The sequence below is a fragment of the Brotaphodocola sp. genome (genome assembly GCF_050873065.1).
Taxonomy (GTDB): Bacteria; Bacillota; Clostridia; order Lachnospirales; family Lachnospiraceae; genus Brotaphodocola.
The window spans coordinates 25,468-47,099 of the sequence record NZ_JBNMIC010000022.1 but is presented as its reverse complement, the minus strand read 5'-3'; the positions used below and the strand labels follow the sequence as shown (position 1 = coordinate 47,099).

The following is a 21,632-nucleotide window of genomic DNA, read 5'->3' as shown; positions in this document are numbered from 1 at the left end:
TCTATAAGGGGTCACCTCCGTATGCATTAAACTTTGGTCGGTAAAATGTTTTGGGAGGCTTCTTATAGATGTATTTTATTACAATAAAAAGAATGTTGGAAGTATGTTTTTCAACACACCCCAACATTCAGTATAGAACCGATAAAAAAAGGAACGAAAGATGCGTCCAGCACACATCTTTCGCTCCTTCCAAGCTAGAGGGTTTGTTGCAGGCTTTTTTCATCGCCTTCATCATGTTCTTATTATAGGCACTTTTTCTCGATAACTGACACTCCAATGGCTAAAGCTCGTTGGGTTCTCATATACATGAACTTCCAAATATGCTCGAAAGTATATAAGACTAATTCGTTTCTATGAGACTTTCATTATCAATCACTCTGATGAATGAATTAACGATAACATACGGCTCGTGTCAAAACCGTTTTTTAATCTTTAATTTTCCATACATATATTATACTGCTATGTATATAAAAAATCAATCATTGCATACACATTTCTTGATTGTTTTGCGCTATCCATCCCACACCTAAAGGCGTGGGCTTTTCGCGCATTCATTGTAAAATATATGATTCCAATAGACCTATCAGTTTTTCTTAGAGTGTGATTGTATCATACAGAATTTTTATGATATACTTAGTTATATTTTCTTGTCAGAAGGAGTCGATTTCTTGGATACCAAACAGATTGAATATATTTTGAAAATTGCAGAAGAAAATAACATCACACGGGCGGCAGAAAAACTCTTCATCTCCCAGTCTGCCTTAAACCAGCAGCTCTTAAAGCTGGAGCAGGAGCTCGGAACCCCGCTTTTCCACCGTTCCCGCACAAACTGGGGACTGACAGAGGCCGGAAAAATCTACGTGGAAGGTGCAAAAGCCATGCTGAGCATCAAGAAAGAGACGTACAACCGGATTTACGATGTCTCAAACATTCAGAAAGGAAAACTCACGATCGGACTGACTCCGGGCCGCGGACTCCGCATGTTCACGAGCATTTACCCGGAACTCCACAAGAACTGCCCTCACCTTCAGGTCGTTCCGATCGAGATGCGCGTCTATCTCCAGCAGCAGGCCGTTGCGCGCGGAGAGATCGACCTCGGCTTCATCACACTGCCGATGAGTGAACGGACCAGCGACAATCACATTCTTCTCGGAACCGAGGAGATGAGTGTCATCATTCCGGCCGGTCATCCGCTCGCTGCCCGCGCAGCTGCCCCCGGCAAGCCGCTCACCATTCTCGACTTAAAAGAGCTCCAGTATGAGCCCTTCGTTCTCATGGACAAGAATTCCACGCTCCGCGCCATCTGCGACCAGATTTTCTCCCGGGCAGGATTCACGCCGAATGTCCTCTTTGAGACAAATAATACCGCAAGCATCGTGCCGATGGTGGAATCGACACTCTGCTGCGGTATTATCCCTCATTACTATGTGCGCAATCCTTCCTCACGCCTTGCCTGCTTCGCCCTCGAGGATCACCCGACCTGGGATATGACGATTCTCCACAAGAAAGGAAGCTATTTAAGCTCCGGCGCAAAGGAGTTCGTGCGCCTCGCCAAGGACTACTGGGCAAATGAGGAGTCCTGGTAAGAATCAGAAATCCTCTTATTTGAAATCCCGGCGCTCAAAATCTTATTCTTTCAGATAACGGTCAAAGAATGCAATCTGTAATTCCTTGACGGAATCCTGGAAGAACTCTCTTGAGCCGTGTCCGGCGCCCGGAAAAATGTAGAATTCTGCTCGATCCTCCATTCCGGCGTCCACGATCTTCTGGTAGAGCACCTCGCTGCTCTTCTCAACCGGGACGAGAGGATCGTTGTCCCCGTGCAGAATCTGGATCGGGCACATTTTCGGATTTACCATATTGACCGGGCTTGCGAGCTCTCCCCGCTCTTTCATCGTAGCCGAATCGCCGCCGATCAATGCGCCGCCGTGTGTATCCTCAAGGCGATGCCAGCGGAAATTCGGATCGGAGAAGCGGGCCTCCTCATCCTCCATCAATGCGCGGATGTCAACCGGACCAAACATATCACAGCTTGCCTGAACATCGGAAGAATATCCAGCCCACTCCTCAGAGTCAAAGCCCTCCTGGTTCATCGCTGCCGCTGCCGCGAGATGACCGCCTGCGGATCTTCCAAACACGCCGATCTTCTCCGGGTTGATCTCATACTTATCCGCATTTGCGCGAAGGAAGCGGACTGCACTCTTCACATCGATCAGCTGATCCGGATAATGTCCCTGTGCGCTGCTGCGGTAGTAGATCGACGCTACCACATACCCCGCATTTGCGTACTCGCTCATCTCCCCGAGCATCAGATTCTTATCGGTTCCTCTCCAGCCGCCTCCCGGAATCCACACAAGTGCCGGCTTCGGGCTGTGATCCTCCCTCGGATCATCTGCGCCTGCGGCTGCACGCATCTCACTGTTTCCATTCTGGAGCATAATCGACATCTTTAATTCCAGAGGATTTCCCTCAAGGTCTTTTACTTTTGAATATACGACATTATCGATCAATGTCAGGGTTTTCTTTTTAGTGCCGGGATCAAATACTTTTTTCACGGTATTGTCTCTCCTTTTTCTCTTCTTTTTTCCATTTTTCTAATCTCATCCATAAATCGGGAAGAAGATGTTGATTCCAATAATCAGTGCAATTAACGTAATCACAAGAAGCGGAAGGGTGAACTTTAACGTCTTGATCGGATTCTGGTTGCCGATACCAAATGCCATCATTGTTCCGGAACAACCGGTCGGCATTACGAATGCAAGCCATGCGGACACGCAGCAGCACAGGACAACTGCCTTTACGTTCATTCCGCCTGCAAGTGCCGTGGATGCTGCGATCGGGCTCATCAGTGCCATCGTTCCCATATTGGACATAAAGTTGGTCATCAGTGCACATGCCACACAGAAGACAATGCTGACGAAGAGTCCGCTCGGATTTCCTCCAAGAATATTCAGAACAGTCTGGCCGATCAGCTCACCAACACCAGTCTTGGAGAGTGCGGTGGAGACAACGCTCATTCCGGCTACCATCCACACCATATCGCAGGTCAGAGTCTTCATGACCTCCGGAATCGGAAGCACCTTAAACACAATCAGAACCAGAAGTCCGGCAGACGGAATCACGTTTGTGATATCACTTCCAAGCTGCTCTGTGAATGCGAATCCAAGCATGATTGCTGCAAACACAGCAAAAATCAAAAACTCGTCTCTCTTGGAGATCGGATCTGCATCCTTGACATCCTTAACCTGGGACTTATCAATCGATCCGTTCGGAATCAGTTTATAGAATAACACACAATAAATCGTTCCTGCAATCAGAGGAAGAATTCCTGCCTTACAGAAATCTGTGATTCCAAGGCAGTCCTCCGGTCCCACAAGTCCCTGATAATAAGAAGTGATTGTACCCGGCATCGTTGCTCCCATACCGATCGGGAACTTGGAAGTTGCCAGACAGTTGATCGTTGCTACAAGAAACAGAAGTCTTGACGGAGAGTACTCGCTGTCATCATCAAAGGTCTGAATAAAGAGCAGCATCACGGAAATGCAGGCAACCTGTCCCATCAGCTGAGACAGAACAATTGTCATTCCACACATTCCGAGAATCAAAAGCAGTCCGCTCTTGCCCTGAAGTTTTCCCATCACACCTCTCAATCGGTGAATCAGACTTGTCTTTCCAAGTGCACTCGCAACTACAATCATCGGCGCAATCATCAGTGTCGTGTTGCTCGACAGACCGGAAAACGCGGTCTTCAGATCCAGAACGCCCGTCAATACAAACAGGACGCAGCAGATCATGGCTGTCACACCATACGGCAGAATATGGGTCAGAAGCATGACCACCATAAACACCAAAATACACAATGCCATTATCATCTGTACATTCATCTCAAACGATCTCCCATTATCATAACATCATTACATTTTTGCATACAACAAGAATAGAGTTTCCCCTCTGCTCATGATTCACGGCCGCGCAGATTTTTCACGAAACCTTTTTCTTCCCACTTGTTATGTTAGTATTTTATCATTCTCTTTGCAAGGGTACAATCCATCTGCCGCTATATATATTATTACAAAATCCTATACTTCTGTCTTGACTTTTTCTCTCCCATTCGCTATTCTTTTCTTATATTCCCATATTGACGCTTCTGTGCTCTCACGCCGTTTTTATGCTGTGCTCAGGCTCTGTCCTATTTTTACACTTGCTGAAGGTCATCTTTATATATAAAAAGAAAGGATTTTCCATCCATGAATCTCAAAACCATGTCCTATCTTGTCGCCATAGCCGAGACCGGAACTCTGTCCGGGGCCGGAAGAAAACTTGGCATTTCTCAGCCGACACTCAGCGCCTTTCTCTCCGGCTTAGAGCTTGAACTCGGAATCGATCTCTTTGTCAGAAACAAGAAACAGCTGATTCCCACCCCCGCCGGACGCATCTACCTCGATGCTGCTAAAAAGATTCTTGCAATTCAGGAACAGACGCTCCAGTCCATCCACCAGCTCAGCGTGACCCCGACAGAGACCATCCAGATCGGTGTGACGCCTCTGCGAGGCTCTGCGATGGCTGCGCAGATTTTCTCAAAATTTTCCCAGAAATTCCCGATGGTCCGTCTGGAAATGCGGGAGGGCTATATGCGCGACCTGCGCGAGATGGTGAGAAACGGCAGTGTCTCCTGCTCTCTCGGAACGTGTTTTGATACCGAATCCACAGACTTCGACTATGTCACCCTTTTTCGCGAGGAGATTGTCCTCGGCGTTCCTGCCTTTCATCCCCTCGCCTCGCGCGCCGAAAATCGCGAACCCGGACAGCGTTTTGCCCAGGTTTCCATCGAGGAACTCGCAGACTCCCCGTTCATTCTGATGTCGCCCGGAAGCTCGGTGCGCTCCGTCTCCGACTATATTTTCAAACAGGCTGGCTTTCATCCGACTGTCGTCTTTGAGAGTGGAAATAATATTGTCATCCGAAATATGGTCGGCGGCGGAGCCGGTGCCGGTTTCCTTCCACTCTCATTTGCAATCGAGCATACCTCTGACATTGTCTACTTTTCGCTTTCCCCGCGAATCGCCCTCGATCTTTGCGTGATTCTCCGAAAAAACTATGTCCTTTCCGAGAGCGAACGATATTTCATCTACCTGATGATCTGCCACGATCTGCAAAATCCGATTTATACCACCGATTTCAATGCAATCGCGCGGTCAATCTGGGAGGAATTCAGTCCCGCCACGCCGATCGAGACATTTGCCCGGGATTCTGGCGAAAAAAGAACCCGTCTAATATAATGATGAGATTCTATCATGGTGAAATTATGCATTGATGGAATTGACAATGTTTTATAAACAAATAAACAATCGTACAGAAAGAGAGATCTCCCGATATGAACACCCAGACACTTGAATATATCATTGCAATCGCGGAAGAGAAATCGATCTCCCGCGCTGCCGACCGCCTCCTCGTCTCACAGCCCGCAATCAGCAGACAGCTCAAGCGGATTGAGGAACGTCTCGGCACAAAACTTTTCCTGCGTGAGCGGGGTGAGATGATTCTCACTGACGCCGGAAAAATCTATGTGAACGGGGCGCGCTCCGTCCAGAGTGTCTACGAGCACGCCCTCGAAGAGATCCGTAAGCTCGAACAGTCCGGAAAACGCCGAATCACCTTCATCTACAACAATGCGCTCCTGCCTGATTTCTCGGTCGACATCCTGCCCGGTTTTCGCAAGCTCCACCCAAACACACAGATCAGTACAATCGACGGAAATGCTTCCGTCGCCAAAGATTATCTCTCAAACGGTCTCGCTGATCTCGCGCTGATTGCAACGCGGGAAGCCAGCCACAGCATGCTCGAGTTCATGCCGCTCCGGGATGAAGAACTCATGCTCGCCCTGCCCTGTTCTCACCCCGCAATCCCCGCCTTTGAAAAAAACGGGGTTGACCTTACCCTGCTTCAGGATGAACCTTTTATCCTCAATCAGCAGAACAGTTACTTCCGAAGCCTTGAGAGCGAAATCCTCTCCCGCTGCCCCTTCACCCCGGATATTCTCTGTGAAATCCGCGATCTGAACGCATCCTCCAACATGGTTGCAAACGAAAAGGGAATTGCTTTTCTTCCGCGCTCTGTTTATGCAGATGCCGACGGATGCCGGCTGTTTTCCCTGCCGGAACCGGTCATCTTCCACGTCGTGATCGCCTACGCAAAGGGAATCGTCCTGACCGGCCCGATCCGGGATCTGATTATGCTCCTCCTCAAAAATGCCCCGCAGTAAAGGAATCACATCGGTGTATCGCCCCATATATTTTATTGGCACAAAAAACCTCCCCTGTGGCTGACCCAAAACCACAGAGGAGGTTCTTTTTGTAAATCTTATTTCCAGATTGCACTCAAAATCAAGAGTTCCACAATACCGACACCAACCATGATCAGGGACACCGCTGTCTTACATTTCACCTGATCTTTCAGCTCCGTCAGACCGAACATTCCGTTGAATACCCAGAATCCACTGTCGTTGAAGTAGCTGAATGCGATTGCGCCGATACAGCTTGCCTGTGCCATCAGAACCGGATTCAGTCCAAGCTGGCCGATAAGCGGAGCCGTAAGGGAAGCTGCGGTTGTGATCGATACGGTTGCAGATCCGAGTGCCAGACGCATCAGGGCACCGATGATAACCGGAATCAGGACTGCCGGGATCGGAAGCGCCATAACGGTTGCACCGAGAGCATCACCGATACCGCTGACCTTTACGATATTTCCAAGAGAACCGCCTGCACCGGTAATCAGCATGATCATACCGGTATCCTTGATGCTCTCGTTCATGATGCCGATTACCTGTTTCTGGTCCATATGCTTTCCAAGACCATACACAGCCATCGTGGTACCAATTCCCAGAGCTACGATCGGGGAACCAAGCAGGCTGATGACCTCATAAACAGCACCGCTGTCAAGAGAAGTCAGACCGGCAACGGTCTTGCAGAGAATCAGAACAATCGGAACCAGAATCGGGGAGAGGGAATCCCACAGACCCGGAAGCTCTTTTGCGTTCATGATCTCATCAAGCTGATCCATGGACTTGATGTACTCTTTCTTGAATTCCTTGCGGTCAAACGTACCGTCTGTATTCGGAACCTGATAGATTTTCGTTCCAATCCACTTGGAATACAGCATTGCTGCGATAAAGATCGGAACAGATAAAAGACTTCCTGCGATAATCATCTGGCCGACATCAACACCCATCATTCCGGCAGCGGTCAGAGGACCCGGAGTCGGCGGAACAAGTACATGTGTACACTGAAGACCACACGCCATTGCCAGTGCCAGACCTACAACGGACTTTCCGCTCACACGGGAAAGTGCCTTACAAAGAGGTGCGAAGATGACAACTGCGGAATCTGCAAATACCGGAATCGAAACCAGCCATCCGGTGACACCGAGTGCCCACTCTTCTTTTCCTTTTCCGATTGCCTTGATAAATGTATAAGCAAGACGCTCGGCAGCTCCGGTTTTCTCCAGAATACCGCCCATCATAACGCCAAGGCCGATGATAATACCTGTACTCTTTAATGTGTTTCCAAATCCGTCCTGAATCGCTGTGATCGCATCAGACGGAGCCATGCCTCCTACAAGACCACAAATCAATGCAGCAAGCAGAAGTGCAATGAACGTATGTGTCTTAGTCTTCATGACCAGAATAATCATGATTGCAATTCCGAGAACCAATCCCAGAAGCATCTGCGTTTCCTGTGACATACCCAACTCCTCTTTCTTTTGCTAAAATCTCTTAATCTGTTGCCTGAAAATCGTACCGGTTACGATCGCTTCATTCACGATTGTCATTTCGTTGACGATGTCATTATAGCGAGTTTTTCTCTCTAAGTAAAACGCGTACTTCTGATAGATCTATAAGTTTTTTGAATAGTATTTCTGCCGTTTTTTGTTCAACTTTGTCATTATATACAAAAAACAGCGTGTTAATCCAATGATTCTCGCGCTGTTTTTGTGCACTTTCCCATGTCTATTTTCTTAATCTTAACATAGCCTTTATGCTATGAGTCCTGACTTTCCATGCTCTCTACCCTCATTTTCCAGAACTTTTTTCTCAACTTTTTTGGGAACGCTTGTCCATCTTTGCCACCAGTTCCTGTTTCAGAACTTTTTATCTGGAAAAATTCATTCAGGAGGCGTTACTCAGCCCGGTCCACACTTCTTGTGAGAATCACATCACTCCCAAGACCAAGCACATTGGCAATCACGACAGCTCCCTCCTCAACCGGAGCAGTCAGATGAACCTTTCGGATCTCTGCCATCACATCAAAAATCCGGTCTTTCGGGATCGGCTTTATCAGCCGGACACTCGCAAGCGGAAGTTCTCCACCCGTCACAAGCACCGAAGTTGCAATGTTTCGCATCGGAGCGATAAGCTCCTGCGTCACATATGCCTTTCCTTTCGGACATTTATTTCCGCTGATGCTCAAAATCTCCGTTTTTCCCTGATTTTCTTCGAGTTCTGCCGTGATGTCACAGCCCTGCGGACACATGATACAAGTAAATGTTCTCAGCATACCACTCTCACCTCCAGATCATCCTTCTCAGTCAGCTGCTCTGCCTTCAGTCTCATCTGAATCATCTCCGCCGGAAGTGCCTTCGCAAACTTCTGCTTTTTTAAGACCTTATCACCCTGACAGATCTCCACGCTGCATCCTTTGAGCGGTTTTCTCACACGGAAGGAGACCGTCACATCGCTTGTTCCGCTGATTCTCGCCGGCACCAGCTGGCCAACAAGCGCATCGCCTTTCACAGCGAGTTTAGACTCTGGAAGATTTCCCTCTCTGACATAGCGCGCAGCACAGTCTGCAAGCGCCTCCGCCTCCATCGACACGAAATCGACGAGATCATGGACATGAAGGACATTTCCCGCGGCAAAGATTCCCGGCACGGTCGTCTGATAATTTTCGTCCACCGACGCTCCTTTTGTCCCGGGATCTTCCTCGGCTCCCGCTCCCCAGGTCAGCTCATTTTCCGGAATCAGACCGACTGAAAGAATCAAGGTGTCGCACGGATATTCCTTTTCTGTACCCGGGATCGGCTGCAAATGTTCATCCATCTCAGAGATCACCACCGATTCGAGACGATCCTTTCCGCGGATATCTGTCACGGAGTGGCTTAGATGCAGCGGAATGTGATAGTCATTCAGGCACTGCTCAATGTTTCTCGGAAGTCCGCTCGCATACGGCTGAAGCTCGAAAACTCCGATGACATGCGCTCCCTCGAGCGTCATTCTGCGTGCCATGATCATCCCGATGTCTCCGGAACCGAGAATCACAACTTCTTTTCCGACCATCTCATTTCTGAGGTTGATGTACGCCTGTGCGACACCCGCCGTGTAGACTCCTGCCGGACGGGTACCCGGAATGCTGATCGCTCCTCTTGTCCGCTCTCTGCATCCCATCGCGAGCACAACCGCCTTTGCCTGAATCTCGATAAATCCTTCTTTTGCGGAGGAGGCATAGACTTTCTTGTCCCTTGTCACTTCGAGAACCGTCGTATCTGTCAGGCACGAAATCCCGAGTTCTTCTGCCTGATGCACGAATCGGGACGCATATTCCGGTCCGCTGAGCGTCTCCCCGAAACGGGTCAATCCGAAACCATCGTGAATGCACTGTCTGAGGATTCCGCCCGGCTTTTTCTCCCTCTCTAAAATCAGGATGTCCGTTATTCCCTTTTTATAAAGTTCAATGGCACTTGCGAGTCCGGCAGGACCGCCGCCGATAATCACTACATCCACATTTCTCATTTCGCGTCCCTCACTCTCCCTGTAAACATGTAGGAATCCTTCTTGGAATACCGCACATCCTCCGGCTTCACTCCGAGCTCCTCCTCGATCAGATCCGTGATTCTCGTCTCACAGTAGCCGCCCTGACAGCGTCCCATCGTCGCGCGTGTCCGGTTCTTGATTCCGGTCACTGTATGAACCCCAAGCGGATTATGAATCGCGGAAAGAATCTCTGCTTTTGTCACCGTCTCACACCGGCAGACAATCTCGCCGTAGAGAGGATTTTTTCTGACTGCCTCCCTCTGCTCCTCGCGCGTCATGTCGTAGAAGCGCTTCGGCACTGGGCGAACCGGATCGAATGCCTCATTCTTCTGTGGATTCTCCTTTGCGACAAGTCTTGCAACCGCGCGCCGTGCAAGCGGAAGTGCACAGGTGATGCCCGGCGACTCAATGCCGACAAGATTGACTGTGTGAGGGTGAGCCTCGTCCGACTCAAGCAGAAAATCGAGAATCTCGCCGGTCTCCGGATTGTAGCGTTTCCACCGGATTCCCGCGAAATTGCGGATAAAGTACTCTCGCTTCATCTGCTTGAACATCCGGCTTCCGTCTGCAAACAGACCATCAAGATGTGGTTTCGTCACCTTGTAGTCCTCGCGATCCTCGGTCACATAGGAATCCGGTCCGACAAGCACGTTTCCGTCGACGGTCGGAGTGGCGTGGGTGGAAAATCCGCCCTTATCGTTCGGAGCCGGGTAAACCGGAATCGAGAGGAATTTTCCAGCTTTCTTATCGAGCACATAGTACTCGCCCTTAAAACCCTTCGTCGGATAATTCGGATAGCCAAGCATCTCGGAAATCTCCGGCGCATACATACCGGCACAGTTGATCACCCATTTTGCCGCATATTCATTCTCCTCGGTATGGATCCGGTAATCACCGTGTTCTGTGTCCGGACGTTCAATCTTCACAACTCTCTCACCGAAACAAAACTTCACGCCGTTCATGCACGCATTCTCCGCGAGCGCAATCGTGTATGCCATCGGATCAAGGATTCCAGAAGAAGGCACATACATCGCAAACTCTCCGCCGGCATTCGGGTCAATCTTCTCGATCTCCTCCTTGTCGATCATCCTAAGTCCCTCAACACCGTTCTTTTCGCCGATTGCCTTGTATTTAAGGATATTCTCGCGGTCGTGCTCCGTAAAGCCGACGACAAGTTTTCCGGTGCGCTTAAACGGCACCCCGAGTTCTTTCGCAACCTGATCAAATTCCTTGTTTCCCTCAACTGCACACTCTGCTTTCAGGGAACCCGGTTTGTAGGTAAATCCCGCATGAAGCATTCCCGTGTTTCTGCTGCTGTTCCCGCAGGCCACATCGAGTTCTTTTTCCAGTACACAGCTGCTCAAACGGTATCTTGCAAGTTCTCTCGCAACCGCTGATCCGACAACCCCCGCACCGATCACGATGACATCAAATCGTTCCATCCTCTCTCACTCCTCCTGTACTCCTGTAACTGTAACTCCGTAAAATCTTCTAAAAACCGTTCTGTTTTCACTCTTTTTGATTATTTTTCTCTTGAGATCTTCTGTGTTTTATTATATATATTGGAATATATGTTAGTCAAATTGATGTTTCTTACTTATATGTCAGTTTTACTAACATTAAAATCATTATCACGGAGGCAGCTATCATGGATTTGCGTCAGCTTGAACACATCATTGCAATCAGTGAAGAACACAGTATCACAAGAGCAGCGGAAAAACTCTTTATCACCCAGTCTGCGCTCAACCAGCAGCTTCAAAAGTTGGAAAAAGAGATGGACACCCCTCTTTTTATCCGCACGCGCTCCGACTGGCAGCTCACACCGGCGGGAAAAATCTACGTCGACTCCGCAAAGGAGATTCTGAATATCCGGAAGGACGCATACAGCCGGATCCACGACCTCGCCGAGCAGTCCCACCGTCAGTTCACAATCGGTCTGATCCCGGAGCGCGGGGTCGATATGTTCACCGCGGTTTATCCCACCTTTCACCGAGAGCTCCCCGATGTCATACTCGAACCGATCGAGCAGAATGTCCGCACGATGCAGAAGCAGATCGCAAAAGGAAACATCGATCTCGGACTGATCACGCTCACGCAGGACCAGAAAGATGACAACACCTACCTGCACATGGCGGACGAGGAAATCTTTCTCGCCGTTCCCTCCTCCCACCGCTTTGCAAAACTCGGAAGCCCCGACAGAAAGATGGCTCCTGAGATTTCACTGACGCAGTTTCAGGATGATCCCTTTGTTCTGATCGCCCAGACTTCCACGATGTACCCGCTTGTGGAGCGACTGTTCGCAGAATCCGGATTTGAGCCGAAAGTGCTCTTCTCGACCAGCAGCAACGTCAGCAAGTACCGGATGGTAAATGCCGGAGTCGGATGCGCACTTCTGCCTGCGACTTTTGCCGTCCCACTCGAGAATGTCGTCTACTTCCGCCTGACCCAGCACCCGCACTGGGAAGTCACAATCTGTTGCCGAAAGGATGCCTATTTGAGTTATGCGGAAAAACGATTTCTTGAATTGTGTCAGGAATATTGGATTGAGAAGCTGTCTTGATTGAGATTGAAAACCACAGAGTGGCAGAGTGAAACAAAATGCCAAAAGAAAACCTTAATAAAAAATGCTCAAGAAGAGCGACAAAAACGAAATGTTTAAAAGATACGCTTAATCTTAATAAGGAATGCCTAAAAAAATATATATAACACATAAAAATGCCAAAAAAGCAACACAAAAAAATACGCCCCGCAAAGGAACAGGCGCTCTGTTCAGACTCGCTTCCGCTCGGATCGGTGCGTAGCGGTACATAAGCCCGCAAACTACGCGGGCTAAGTACCGACGGACCTATACGGTCTTCACAGAGCGCCTGCCCCCGCGGGGCTGGTGTTTTCTTTATGGCATTGCTTCCAAAAGTCTTCTTCACGCACCTCCCCTTTCGGGGACGGTGCTTTCTTTCATATGCAGGTCAGTGAATAAATATGTTGATAATCAATAGTTCGACGACTCCGACTCCCGCCATGACCATCGAGACGGCGGTCTTACACTTCAACTGGTCTTTCATATCTGTCAAGCCAAACATTCCGTTGAATACCCAGAATCCACTGTCGTTGAAATATCCAAAGGAGATTGCACCAATACAGCAGGCCTGTGCAAGCAGAACCGGGGATACGTGAAGCATCGGAAGGATCGGTGCTGTCAGGGAAGCTGCTGTTGTGATTGCAACGGTTGCAGATCCAAGGGCAATTCTCATCAGCGCACCAATGATTACCGGAATCAGGATTGCCGGAATCGGCCAGCTGACTACCATAGAACCAAGGACATCGCCGACACCGCTGACTTTTACAACATTTCCCAGAGAACCGCCGGCACCGGTAATCAGCATGATGATACCGGTATCTTTGATGCTGTCATTCATAATGCTGATGATCTGCTTCTGATCCATCTTTGCACCGAGACCATAAACAGCAAGAGTTGTACCGATTGCAAGAGCCACGATCGGAGCACCAAACAGATTTACAAGGTTGTAAATCAGTCCGCTGTCGATAGAGGTCAGAATTAAAGCAGTCTTGCAGAAGATCAGGATAATCGGAACTACGATTGGGGAGAGGGAGTTCCAAAGACCCGGAAGCTCTTTTGCATTCATGATTGCATCAAGCTGATCCATCGTCTTGATGTACTCTTTCTTGAATTCTTTACGGTCATAAGTACCATCTGTGCGCGGAATCTGATAAATCTTTGTTCCAATCCACTTGGAATAAAGAATGGAGGCAATAAAAATCGGAATGGAGAGCACTGCACCGACAATAATCATCTGTCCAACATCGACTCCCATCATACCGGCAGCAGTCAGAGGACCCGGTGTCGGCGGAACCATTGCGTGCGTACACTGAAGTCCACAGGCAAGTGCCAGTGCCAGTCCAATCACAGATTTACCGGTTACACGAGAAAGTGCCTTACAAAGCGGTGCAAAAATAACAACTGCGGAATCTGCGAATACCGGGATGGAGACAATCCATCCGGTGATTCCAAGTGCCCACTCCTCGTTTCCTTTTCCAATTAACTTGATGAAGGTGTAGGCAAGACGTTCTGCTGCTCCCGTCTTTTCCAGAATACCGCCCATCATAACGCCAAGTCCAATAATAATACCCGTACTCTTTAATGTGTTTCCAAAACCATCCTGAATTGCAGTAATTACATCTGCCGGTGCCATCTTTCCTACCAAGCCACAGATTAAAGCAGCCAAAAGCAGTGCGATAAAGGTATGCGTCTTGGTCTTCATAACCAAGATGATCATAACTACAATTCCCAAAAACAGTCCCAGAAGCATTTGCATCTCATGTGACATACTCATTTCTCCTCATTCCATTTTTGTTTAATCTCTTAGGAGCTCCTGTTGATAGAAATAAAAAAATTTGCAAATTTTTACGGTTACTTTTCTTCCATCACCGCCTCATTTCTGCTACTATTGTATAAAAGCACATACAGGAAGTCAAATTAGTGGTTTTGAGAAATCGCTTAAAAAATGTAAGTGTTCAAATTCCGTAAATACAGAAGAAACTATATGGAGGAATGACATCATGGATTTAAAACAGATTGAATATATTTTGGCAATCGCGGAAGAACACAGTATTACAAAAGCAGCTGAGAAACTTTACATCACTCAGTCCGGACTGAATCAACAGCTCTTAAAACTTGAGACGGAACTTGGAATTCAGCTTTTTCACCGCTGTAAAAATGATATGCAGTTAACAGATGCCGGCAAGGTCTATGTGGAATACGGTCAGAGAATCTGTTTTCTCAAGCGCGTCGCCTATAACATCATCAATGATCTCGCTGAAAATAAGGCAGGCACGCTCTCAATCGGGCTGACTCCGGAGCGTGGAATCAATATGCTGATGAGTATTTATCCGGAATTTCACCAAAAGTTTCCGAACATCAAAATTGAACCTGCTGAAATTACCGTGCGCAAACAGCAGATCATGATTAACAAAGGGGATCTCGATATTGGCTTCGTAACGATTACAGAACCTGACAAAACAAACGACGCGTATGATCATATTCTATACGAAGATCTTCTTTTGGCCGTTCCTCGCTCTCATCCACTCGCAAAAAATGCATCCGCGCCCGGGGAACCATTCACCACGATCGATTTGAAAGAATTTCGGGATGAATACTTCGTGTTGATGTTCAAAGATTCCACAATGAGAACCTTGATCGATCCACTGTTTGAGGAAGCTGGATTTCAGCCGAAGATCTTGTTCGAGACAGCAAGCAATGTTACTACAAGAAACATGGTCAAAAACAATATGGCGTGCACGCTTCTCGTGGAAAGCTATGTACAGGATATTGAAGACATCGCCTACTTCTATCTGCCACAGCGTCCACGTTGGGAACTCTGCGCTCTTCACAAAAAGGGATATTATCTGACGAACGCGGCCCAGTGTTTCATCAGTCTTGCGATGCGTTATTTCAAAGAAAAAAGCCTGGAGACGCGGACTCAGAGTTTCTGAGTCCGTCCCCAGACTTTTTTAAATCAAATAAAAGATTCATTTATTCCGGAATCTTGTCCGTCAGGTTGCCATTTTCATCAAACACAAGCTCCTGTGGCTCGTCGAGAGCCTCCACGCCCGGATACCTGCCCGCTTTGACATCCTCGTAATAGGACTCGGAAAGCATGATCTCTCCGATATGCAAGCTGTTTGCAATTCGCACCATTCTCACATGGTCCTTGTCGATCTTGTTGCAGGTCTTGATGCAGATCTGGATTGCCTCCTTATCATTTACAACGACACATGGAATGCGCGCAGAAGCGAGAACGGTGCTCGTGATGCAGTTCGGATACATTTTTTCGACATCCATCTCATCAAAGATCTTCTTCGTGATTGCGGAGGCAAGACCACAGCCGAGCGCATTTCCGTGGGAAGCCTCACTCAAATTCAGGAAACATGTTCTCTGAACCTTGATTCCGCCGGTTGCATATGGGGTTGAAAATGTTCCGGTGATATTCGGGTCAACACCGGTTCCGCTATAATTCTTTCCGACCTCATCGACAACGAGGACATCGGTCTCCCCGACAATGAGTTTTGGCATGTTCGTGAATGCATATTTCAAAAGTTCCGGCTCTCTTGTCATAATATCCTTTGCGAGAATCGCCTCGATTTTACAGGTCTCATCGTAGGCATTTTCAATGCACGGGATTGCGAGAAGAATCTTTGCCTTCTCGAGAACAACTTTCGCCATCGTCGGGATGTTCTGGGCAATCACATCCATTCCATCGCTGTGCACAAGGGAGGCTCCTGCCTGCTTGCCAAGACCGACTGTCATCATCTTACACGGACCGCTCTCATACGGGCCGCGGAACGCATTGTGCGGTTTCAGACGGCAGGAAACGATAATTCCATCTGCCTCGTAGGCATTCTTATCCAGATAAACCGTTCTTCCACGCTCTGATACGCCAAGTTCCACGACTTCCATCGACGATTTGATCGGGCATCCCATCGTCTCCGGCGTGATGTTGTAGCTTGCAAGGATCTCAAGCTGTCCCTCTGCAGTCGCTCCGCCGTGGCTTCCCATCGCCGGAACAATAAATGGCTTTGCCCCTCTTGACTTCACAAAATCCACGATCGCTTTCGTGATGATGTCCACGTTTCGGATTCCACGGCTTCCCGCCGTGATTGCAATCTCCATTCCCGGCTGAATCAGAGATGCAAACTGCTCCTGGCCAAGCTCACGGTTTACAACTGCCGGAATCTCCTCAGCCGTGATCACTTCACGCGGAAATGTCTGCTTTGCGTGAAACATTTTCGGAATTTTCGTATCCTTCAAAAGTTTTGAAACCGTGCCTCCAACTGTTACTTTCATGACTGCCTCCTTTATTCGCCCCTCTATACACCTTCGATCAAGAATGCCTTTTCATCATTTTTGATCCAAATATATAGATCTCCTATTCACTCTGTTCTGAGCAAGTTTCATTCTGTCCTCATTATAAAAAATCCTCATAATAAAGTAAATTTAATAATTCTTCGAGATATGTTAGTAAAACTAAGATTACGCCAACAGTATGGCTGAAAATTAAGAGATAACTAAAAGATATCAAAAAAGATGACCAGAATCTCTGCCAAATCTCCTCACACATTGCCTCGAACTTGGTGGAAGCTATCTGAGGGGATGTGAGAACGTCGCTACAAGGGGCAATATGTTCTCGAAAAAACCGTATCGACCCGCCGGTACTTGGGCTGTGTCTTTGACAGCCCTATGTACCGCTGCGCGTCGATCCGAGCGGGAGCGCGTTTTTGAGAGAATTTATTGCCCCTACACAATATCCAGATAAACTTTTCTCTTCGGCGCCGGGAACTCCTTGTCGATCATTGCCAGTTCCTCTGCACTGAGCACAATCTCATCTGCCCCTGCATTCTCAAGTGTGTGCTCCGCATGACCGCTTCTCGGGATCGCAATCACATCTCCCCCGCGAATGACAAAGGCAAGCAGAATCTGGGAAACCGTCGCTTTATGTGCCTGTGCAATCTTATTTAAGACAGCACTGTCATAGAGACCGCGGCGCAGATCTCCGCCCTGAGCGAGCGGGCAATATGCCATAACCGGAACATGATGCTCTCTCATCCACGGCAGAAGGTCGTACTCAATTCCGCGGGATGCCACATGGTAGAGCACCTGGTTGACTGCACAGTTCTTTCCGCCCGGCACACTCCAGAGTTCCTCCATATCCGCCGTATCGAAGTTGGAAACGCCCCATCTGCGGATCTTGCCCTCTTTCTTGAGCTGCTCCATGCACGCAACCGTCTCCTCAAGCGGAATGGCACCGCGCCAGTGCAGCAGGTAAAGATCAAGATAATCGACGCCCATGCGCTTCATGCTCGCCATACAGCTCTTGAAAATGTTGCGTCGTCCCGCATTATGCGGATAAACCTTGGATACAAGAAATAGATCCTCTCGCTTGAGTCCCGGGAGCGTCTTTCCGATCAGCTCCTCCGCCTTTCCGCTTCCATACATCTCAGCGGTGTCAATCAGCGTCATTCCAGCTCCGACACCCGCACGAAGCGCTTCCTCCTCCTGCTTTAAACGGGTCGGATGCTCTCCAAGAAACCAGGTTCCCTGTCCGATTGCCGGAACCTTTGTGCCGTCCGGCAGTGTTACCATATTTTTCATTTTTCACACCTCATTCTTTCTTCAGTCTTTGTTCCAGCCAGTTTTCTCTCATTCTTTCCGCTGTCACTTATTATTTCTGTCATTCCGTGCAAGTTCAGCCCTGCGACAGCCCCGGATTCTCGGTCAAACCGAACTCCGAACCTGATCACAAGGCTGATCGATCCATCGCTTATTTATATTTTATTTCCGGTCAATACCCGCACAAACTCAACTCAGAGCGTCGTATGACCGTATTTCACTACATTTCAACTCAGGCTGATTGACCCAAAATCAGCTTTCACATCAACTTTTTTGCTTTCTCTGCCCGCCTCCCGGAGCCATTGCCACGGCTACATTGCCATGCACCAGAGCGGAATCGAGAGCATTGAGAGCAACGTAGAGACAACCACGCACTTTGTTCCAAATACATAATCACAGTTGTACTTCGATGCAAGAATCGGAGCGGTGCTTCCCGCCGGCATTCCGGAAATCAGGATGCAGACACCTGCAACAATTCCGCTGATGCCAAAAACACGACATCCCACGAGAACAAGGAACGGAACAAGCACCAGACGCACCACAGTGATTACCATCGCATCCTTGTTCAGCATATCTCTCGGTTTCACTTCCGCAAGCATCATACCGATCAGCATCATTGTGCTCGGCGTTGTGCAGGCTCCGGCGGAATTAATTCCTTTCTGAAGCGCTGCAAGCAGTACCTTCACAATCAGACCGATCGGACCGAGAGATGTCACCATCCACGAGTATACCAACCCGAGCGGCTGCTGAAACAGGAGCAGTCCAAGTCCGATGTAAACCGCAATGATACACGGATGAACTGCAATCTTCTTCATAACCGTCTTAAAATCCGGACTCTCCGTAAAGCAGGCAATTCCGGCAGACCACATCATAACACGCATCGGAATGATGAAAACAGAGGCATACATCATGCCCTCCGCTCCGAAGACTCCCTCCGCAATCGGGAGTCCTAAAAATCCGGAGTTTGAAACCAGTGTGCAGTAACGCATGACCCGGCGCACTCCATCAGGACGGTTTCGATAAAAGACCTTACTCATTCCATAGCAGACAGCCTGCACGACCAGGGAGATCGTCAGAACGATCGCAAATTTCTGCAAAATCGAAGTGTCGAACTGCATCTGAAAGGAATGAATGATGTTGCAGGGCAGGAAAAAGTACAGCACGAGATCCGTGAGCATTCCCTTTCCCTCTGCTTTTAAAATTCCGATTTTTTTGAGAATGGCGCCTGCAGCAACCATGAGAAACATCATGCACTGCAGAGTCCACAGCCCGGTAATGTCCATGGATTTACGCCTTCTTTCCGATCTCCATTCCCGCACGAATCATACGGAACGTGCGCTCTGCTGCACCGCGGTACAGCTCCTCAGCACGGTCTAACGCCTCCTCGATGTCCATTGCTCCATTGATCGTGGACATAATGCTCTCCACACCAAATTCATAAATCTTCTCAGCACCGTCACCCATGCCGCCGACGATCGCAACTGCCGGAACACCATGATTCTTGCAGCGCAGACCGATTCCGCTCGGAACTTTTCCGAATGCAGACTGCCAGTCAATTCTTCCCTCGCCGGTCACAACCAGATCCGTGCCCTCGAGCAGACCGTCAAAATCAATCAGATCGAGCACGGTCTCAATTCCGGACTTTAAGGAGGCGTGAAGATATCCGCACAGAGCGGCTCCGAGACCACCGGCTGCTCCTGCTCCTGCCATCTGCTCGACATCCATGCCATTCTCACGCATCAGAGCGGCGTAATGCTTCATACCTGCCTCAAGCTGGTCGAGAATCTCCGGGGTACCGCCCTTCTGCTTTCCGAACGTGTAGGTTGCACCGTCCGGTCCGGTCAGTGGATTGTTGACATCACACATAACAGTGATCTCGGCCTCTGCGACAGCCGGATGAAGACCGCTCATATCGATTTTTGCAACTTTTTCAAGATCTGCGCCGTAGCCGGAAAGCTCTGCGCCATCTGCATCAAGGAAGCGAACGCCGAGAGCACGCATTGCACCCATTCCGCCATCGTTCGTCGCACTTCCGCCGATCGCAATTGACAGCTTGCGGTATCCCTGGTCTAAGGCATCCTTGATCAGCTCACCGGTTCCGTATGTCGTGGTGTTGAGCGGGTTGCGCTTCTCAGCCGGGACCATCGGAAGTCCGGAAGCTGCTGCCATCTCAATGATTGCGCTGTCACCGTGGAACACGCCGTAGGAAGCTTCCGTCTCCTCCATCAGCGGTCCGTGAACCTTCACCTTGCGCAAGGATCCCTTCGTCACTGCAATGACTGCATCGACAGTTCCCTCTCCGCCGTCTGCGATCGGAACTCCGCTTGTCTCGCATCCCGGGAAAATTTTTTCAGCTGTCTCGGTCAAGAGACGAATAATCTGCTCTGAGGACAGGGTCCCCTTAAAAGAATCAGAAGCAAACAGTAACTTCATATTCACCCTCCTATTCAAATCGACGCCTGCAAAGATTTCGCTCATCTACGCAAAAAACCGGCACCGGACATTCGCCGGTGCCGGTTCACTCGCCGTTTTTCTCTATTTTCAATAAAAATTCAAGTTTCTCGAATTCGATCGATTTAGAAAGAACCCGGTCAGAACCAGAAATCCTTAGATCAGACCTGCAGTCTTCATCTCTTTCTTAATCTTCTCAAGAACCGGGCCTTCCGGAGTCGGCAGGTTCGGCTTGTACGGAACACCGATTTCTCTTCCGCGCAGGTTTGCCATATCCTTTGCTGCAACCGGGAAGCTTGCGCCGTCCATGGACAGACGTACCGGATTCAGCTTGAACTGAGCCTCAAGAGAGCCCTGAAGATCACCTGCAACGTACTTGTTGTAAACATCGGTGATCAGCTCCGGCATAAAGTTTGCTGCGGTACATACACCACCTACTGCGCCGTGGCACATGGAAGCGTACAGCAGAGTATCCTTTCCACCGAATACCTTGAAGTTTACGTCTCTGGTGCGGCGGATGAACTCAGAAGTCTGGGTGATATCACCGCTGGTATCCTTCATACCTACAATGTTCTTAACCTCGTGAGCCAGACGCTCTACAAGATTTCCGGACATCGTGTAACCAACACGTCCCGGGTTGTTGTACAGAAGCATCGGGGTATCCGGAACTGCCTCTGCGATTGTCTTGAAGTGCTCAAACAGCTCAGCCTCAGTTGGCTTTAAGAACATCGGCTGAAGAACAGAGATACCTGCTGCACCGTTTGCAACTGCCATCTTTGCGAGGCGGACACACTTCTTGGTGCTGATTGCGCCGATTCCGAAATATACCGGAACACGACCAGCTGCCTGATCTACCATGATCTTTAAGCCGCGCTCCATCTCGTCCTCTTCGATCACATAGAACTCACCGTTGCTGCCGAATGCCAGGATACCGCTCACACCGCCGTTGATTACGAAATCAACCTGCTCACGCATCTTTTTCTCATCGATCAGCTCGTTCTCATCAATCGGGGTCAGAATCGGAACTACTACACCCTTAATAAAATCTGTATTCATCGCCATTCTCCTTTAAAAAAGGGTGCCTCCAGATAACGATATCTGTTTTTCAGCCTGTTATCATTTGGCACCCTCTGCTCTGTTAGAAATTCACTATGCAATTCTGCATTTTTTTAATTGTAATTCTGAAATGAT

18 protein-coding genes are annotated in these 21,632 nt (G+C 48.9%); 6 read left to right on the top strand and 12 right to left on the bottom strand.

The window, feature by feature from the left end:
• Window positions 1-68 precede the first annotated feature (68 nt).
• On the top strand, window positions 69-248 hold the full coding sequence (locus ACR0QE_RS07650; protein WP_432627778.1) for a hypothetical protein: 180 nt from the start codon (window positions 69-71) through the stop codon (window positions 246-248).
• 420 nt (window positions 249-668) lie between these two features.
• Window positions 669-1,586 carry a LysR family transcriptional regulator gene (locus ACR0QE_RS07645; protein WP_432627777.1) on the top strand — a complete coding sequence of 306 codons (918 nt, stop codon included), beginning with the start codon at window positions 669-671 and terminating at the stop codon, window positions 1,584-1,586.
• A gap of 42 nt (window positions 1,587-1,628) precedes the next feature.
• Here ACR0QE_RS07645 and ACR0QE_RS07640 read toward each other — a convergent pair whose 3' ends face one another.
• Together ACR0QE_RS07640 and ACR0QE_RS07635 are read right to left on the bottom strand one after the other, a co-directional pair.
• Window positions 1,629-2,555 (bottom strand): alpha/beta hydrolase fold domain-containing protein, encoded by a 927-nt coding sequence (locus ACR0QE_RS07640; protein WP_432627776.1) that lies wholly within the window; start codon window positions 2,553-2,555, stop codon window positions 1,629-1,631.
• Window positions 2,556-2,600: 45 nt separating this feature from the next.
• Complete coding sequence (locus ACR0QE_RS07635; protein WP_432627775.1) at window positions 2,601-3,884, bottom strand: SLC13 family permease; 1,284 nt, start codon at window positions 3,882-3,884, stop codon at window positions 2,601-2,603.
• A 363-nt stretch (window positions 3,885-4,247) separates the two neighbouring features.
• Between ACR0QE_RS07635 and ACR0QE_RS07630 the strand changes: the two genes are divergently transcribed.
• On the top strand, window positions 4,248-5,279 hold the full coding sequence (locus ACR0QE_RS07630) for a LysR family transcriptional regulator (protein WP_432627774.1): 1,032 nt from the start codon (window positions 4,248-4,250) through the stop codon (window positions 5,277-5,279).
• Between the two features lie 95 nt (window positions 5,280-5,374).
• The gene (locus ACR0QE_RS07625) at window positions 5,375-6,262 is read left to right on the top strand and encodes a LysR family transcriptional regulator (protein ID WP_432627773.1); all 888 of its coding nucleotides are present in this window, start codon (window positions 5,375-5,377) and stop codon (window positions 6,260-6,262) included.
• A 98-nt stretch (window positions 6,263-6,360) separates the two neighbouring features.
• On the opposite strand, the gene ACR0QE_RS07620 is transcribed toward ACR0QE_RS07625, so the two are convergent.
• The 4 genes from ACR0QE_RS07620 to ACR0QE_RS07605 all read right to left on the bottom strand — a co-directional run bounded on the left by ACR0QE_RS07620 (window position 6,361) and on the right by ACR0QE_RS07605 (window position 11,247).
• Window positions 6,361-7,740 carry a GntP family permease gene (locus tag ACR0QE_RS07620; RefSeq protein WP_432627772.1) on the bottom strand — a complete coding sequence of 460 codons (1,380 nt, stop codon included), beginning with the start codon at window positions 7,738-7,740 and terminating at the stop codon, window positions 6,361-6,363.
• Between the two features lie 434 nt (window positions 7,741-8,174).
• Entirely contained in the window at window positions 8,175-8,552 is a 378-nt protein-coding gene (locus tag ACR0QE_RS07615) for a DUF1667 domain-containing protein (protein ID WP_432627771.1), read from the bottom strand.
• On the bottom strand, window positions 8,546-9,784 hold the full coding sequence (locus tag ACR0QE_RS07610) for an NAD(P)/FAD-dependent oxidoreductase (RefSeq protein ID WP_432627770.1): 1,239 nt from the start codon (window positions 9,782-9,784) through the stop codon (window positions 8,546-8,548). The genes ACR0QE_RS07615 and ACR0QE_RS07610 overlap by 7 nt, the downstream gene beginning before the upstream one ends.
• On the bottom strand, window positions 9,781-11,247 hold the full coding sequence (locus ACR0QE_RS07605; protein WP_432627769.1) for an NAD(P)/FAD-dependent oxidoreductase: 1,467 nt from the start codon (window positions 11,245-11,247) through the stop codon (window positions 9,781-9,783). The genes ACR0QE_RS07610 and ACR0QE_RS07605 overlap by 4 nt, the downstream gene beginning before the upstream one ends.
• Before the next feature lie 206 nt (window positions 11,248-11,453).
• On the opposite strand from ACR0QE_RS07605, the gene ACR0QE_RS07600 reads away from it, so the two are divergent.
• The gene (locus ACR0QE_RS07600) at window positions 11,454-12,365 is read left to right on the top strand and encodes a LysR family transcriptional regulator (protein ID WP_432627768.1); all 912 of its coding nucleotides are present in this window, start codon (window positions 11,454-11,456) and stop codon (window positions 12,363-12,365) included.
• 406 nt (window positions 12,366-12,771) lie between these two features.
• On the opposite strand, the gene ACR0QE_RS07595 is transcribed toward ACR0QE_RS07600, so the two are convergent.
• The gene (locus tag ACR0QE_RS07595) at window positions 12,772-14,151 is read right to left on the bottom strand and encodes a GntP family permease (protein WP_432627767.1); all 1,380 of its coding nucleotides are present in this window, start codon (window positions 14,149-14,151) and stop codon (window positions 12,772-12,774) included.
• 232 nt (window positions 14,152-14,383) lie between these two features.
• Here ACR0QE_RS07595 and ACR0QE_RS07590 point away from each other — a divergent pair, with 232 nt between their 5' ends.
• Window positions 14,384-15,316, top strand: a complete 933-nt coding sequence (locus ACR0QE_RS07590; RefSeq protein WP_432627766.1) for a LysR family transcriptional regulator — start codon at window positions 14,384-14,386, stop codon at window positions 15,314-15,316.
• A gap of 40 nt (window positions 15,317-15,356) precedes the next feature.
• Here the strand turns inward: ACR0QE_RS07590 and ACR0QE_RS07585 are convergent, their stop codons facing one another.
• The 5 genes from ACR0QE_RS07585 to ACR0QE_RS07565 all read right to left on the bottom strand — a co-directional run bounded on the left by ACR0QE_RS07585 (window position 15,357) and on the right by ACR0QE_RS07565 (window position 21,497).
• Window positions 15,357-16,667, bottom strand: coding sequence for a lactate racemase domain-containing protein (locus ACR0QE_RS07585; RefSeq protein WP_432627765.1), 1,311 nt, complete (start codon window positions 16,665-16,667; stop codon window positions 15,357-15,359).
• Window positions 16,668-17,117: 450 nt separating this feature from the next.
• Window positions 17,118-17,972: an aldo/keto reductase gene (locus ACR0QE_RS07580; RefSeq protein WP_432627764.1), complete on the bottom strand. Its 855-nt coding sequence runs from the start codon at window positions 17,970-17,972 to the stop codon at window positions 17,118-17,120.
• A gap of 329 nt (window positions 17,973-18,301) precedes the next feature.
• Window positions 18,302-19,273: an AEC family transporter gene (locus ACR0QE_RS07575; protein ID WP_432627763.1), complete on the bottom strand. Its 972-nt coding sequence runs from the start codon at window positions 19,271-19,273 to the stop codon at window positions 18,302-18,304.
• Window positions 19,274-19,277: 4 nt separating this feature from the next.
• Window positions 19,278-20,423 carry a glycerate kinase family protein gene (locus ACR0QE_RS07570; RefSeq protein WP_432627762.1) on the bottom strand — a complete coding sequence of 382 codons (1,146 nt, stop codon included), beginning with the start codon at window positions 20,421-20,423 and terminating at the stop codon, window positions 19,278-19,280.
• Between the two features lie 174 nt (window positions 20,424-20,597).
• Window positions 20,598-21,497, bottom strand: a complete 900-nt coding sequence (locus tag ACR0QE_RS07565; RefSeq protein ID WP_432627761.1) for a dihydrodipicolinate synthase family protein — start codon at window positions 21,495-21,497, stop codon at window positions 20,598-20,600.
• Window positions 21,498-21,632: the final 135 nt, after the last annotated feature.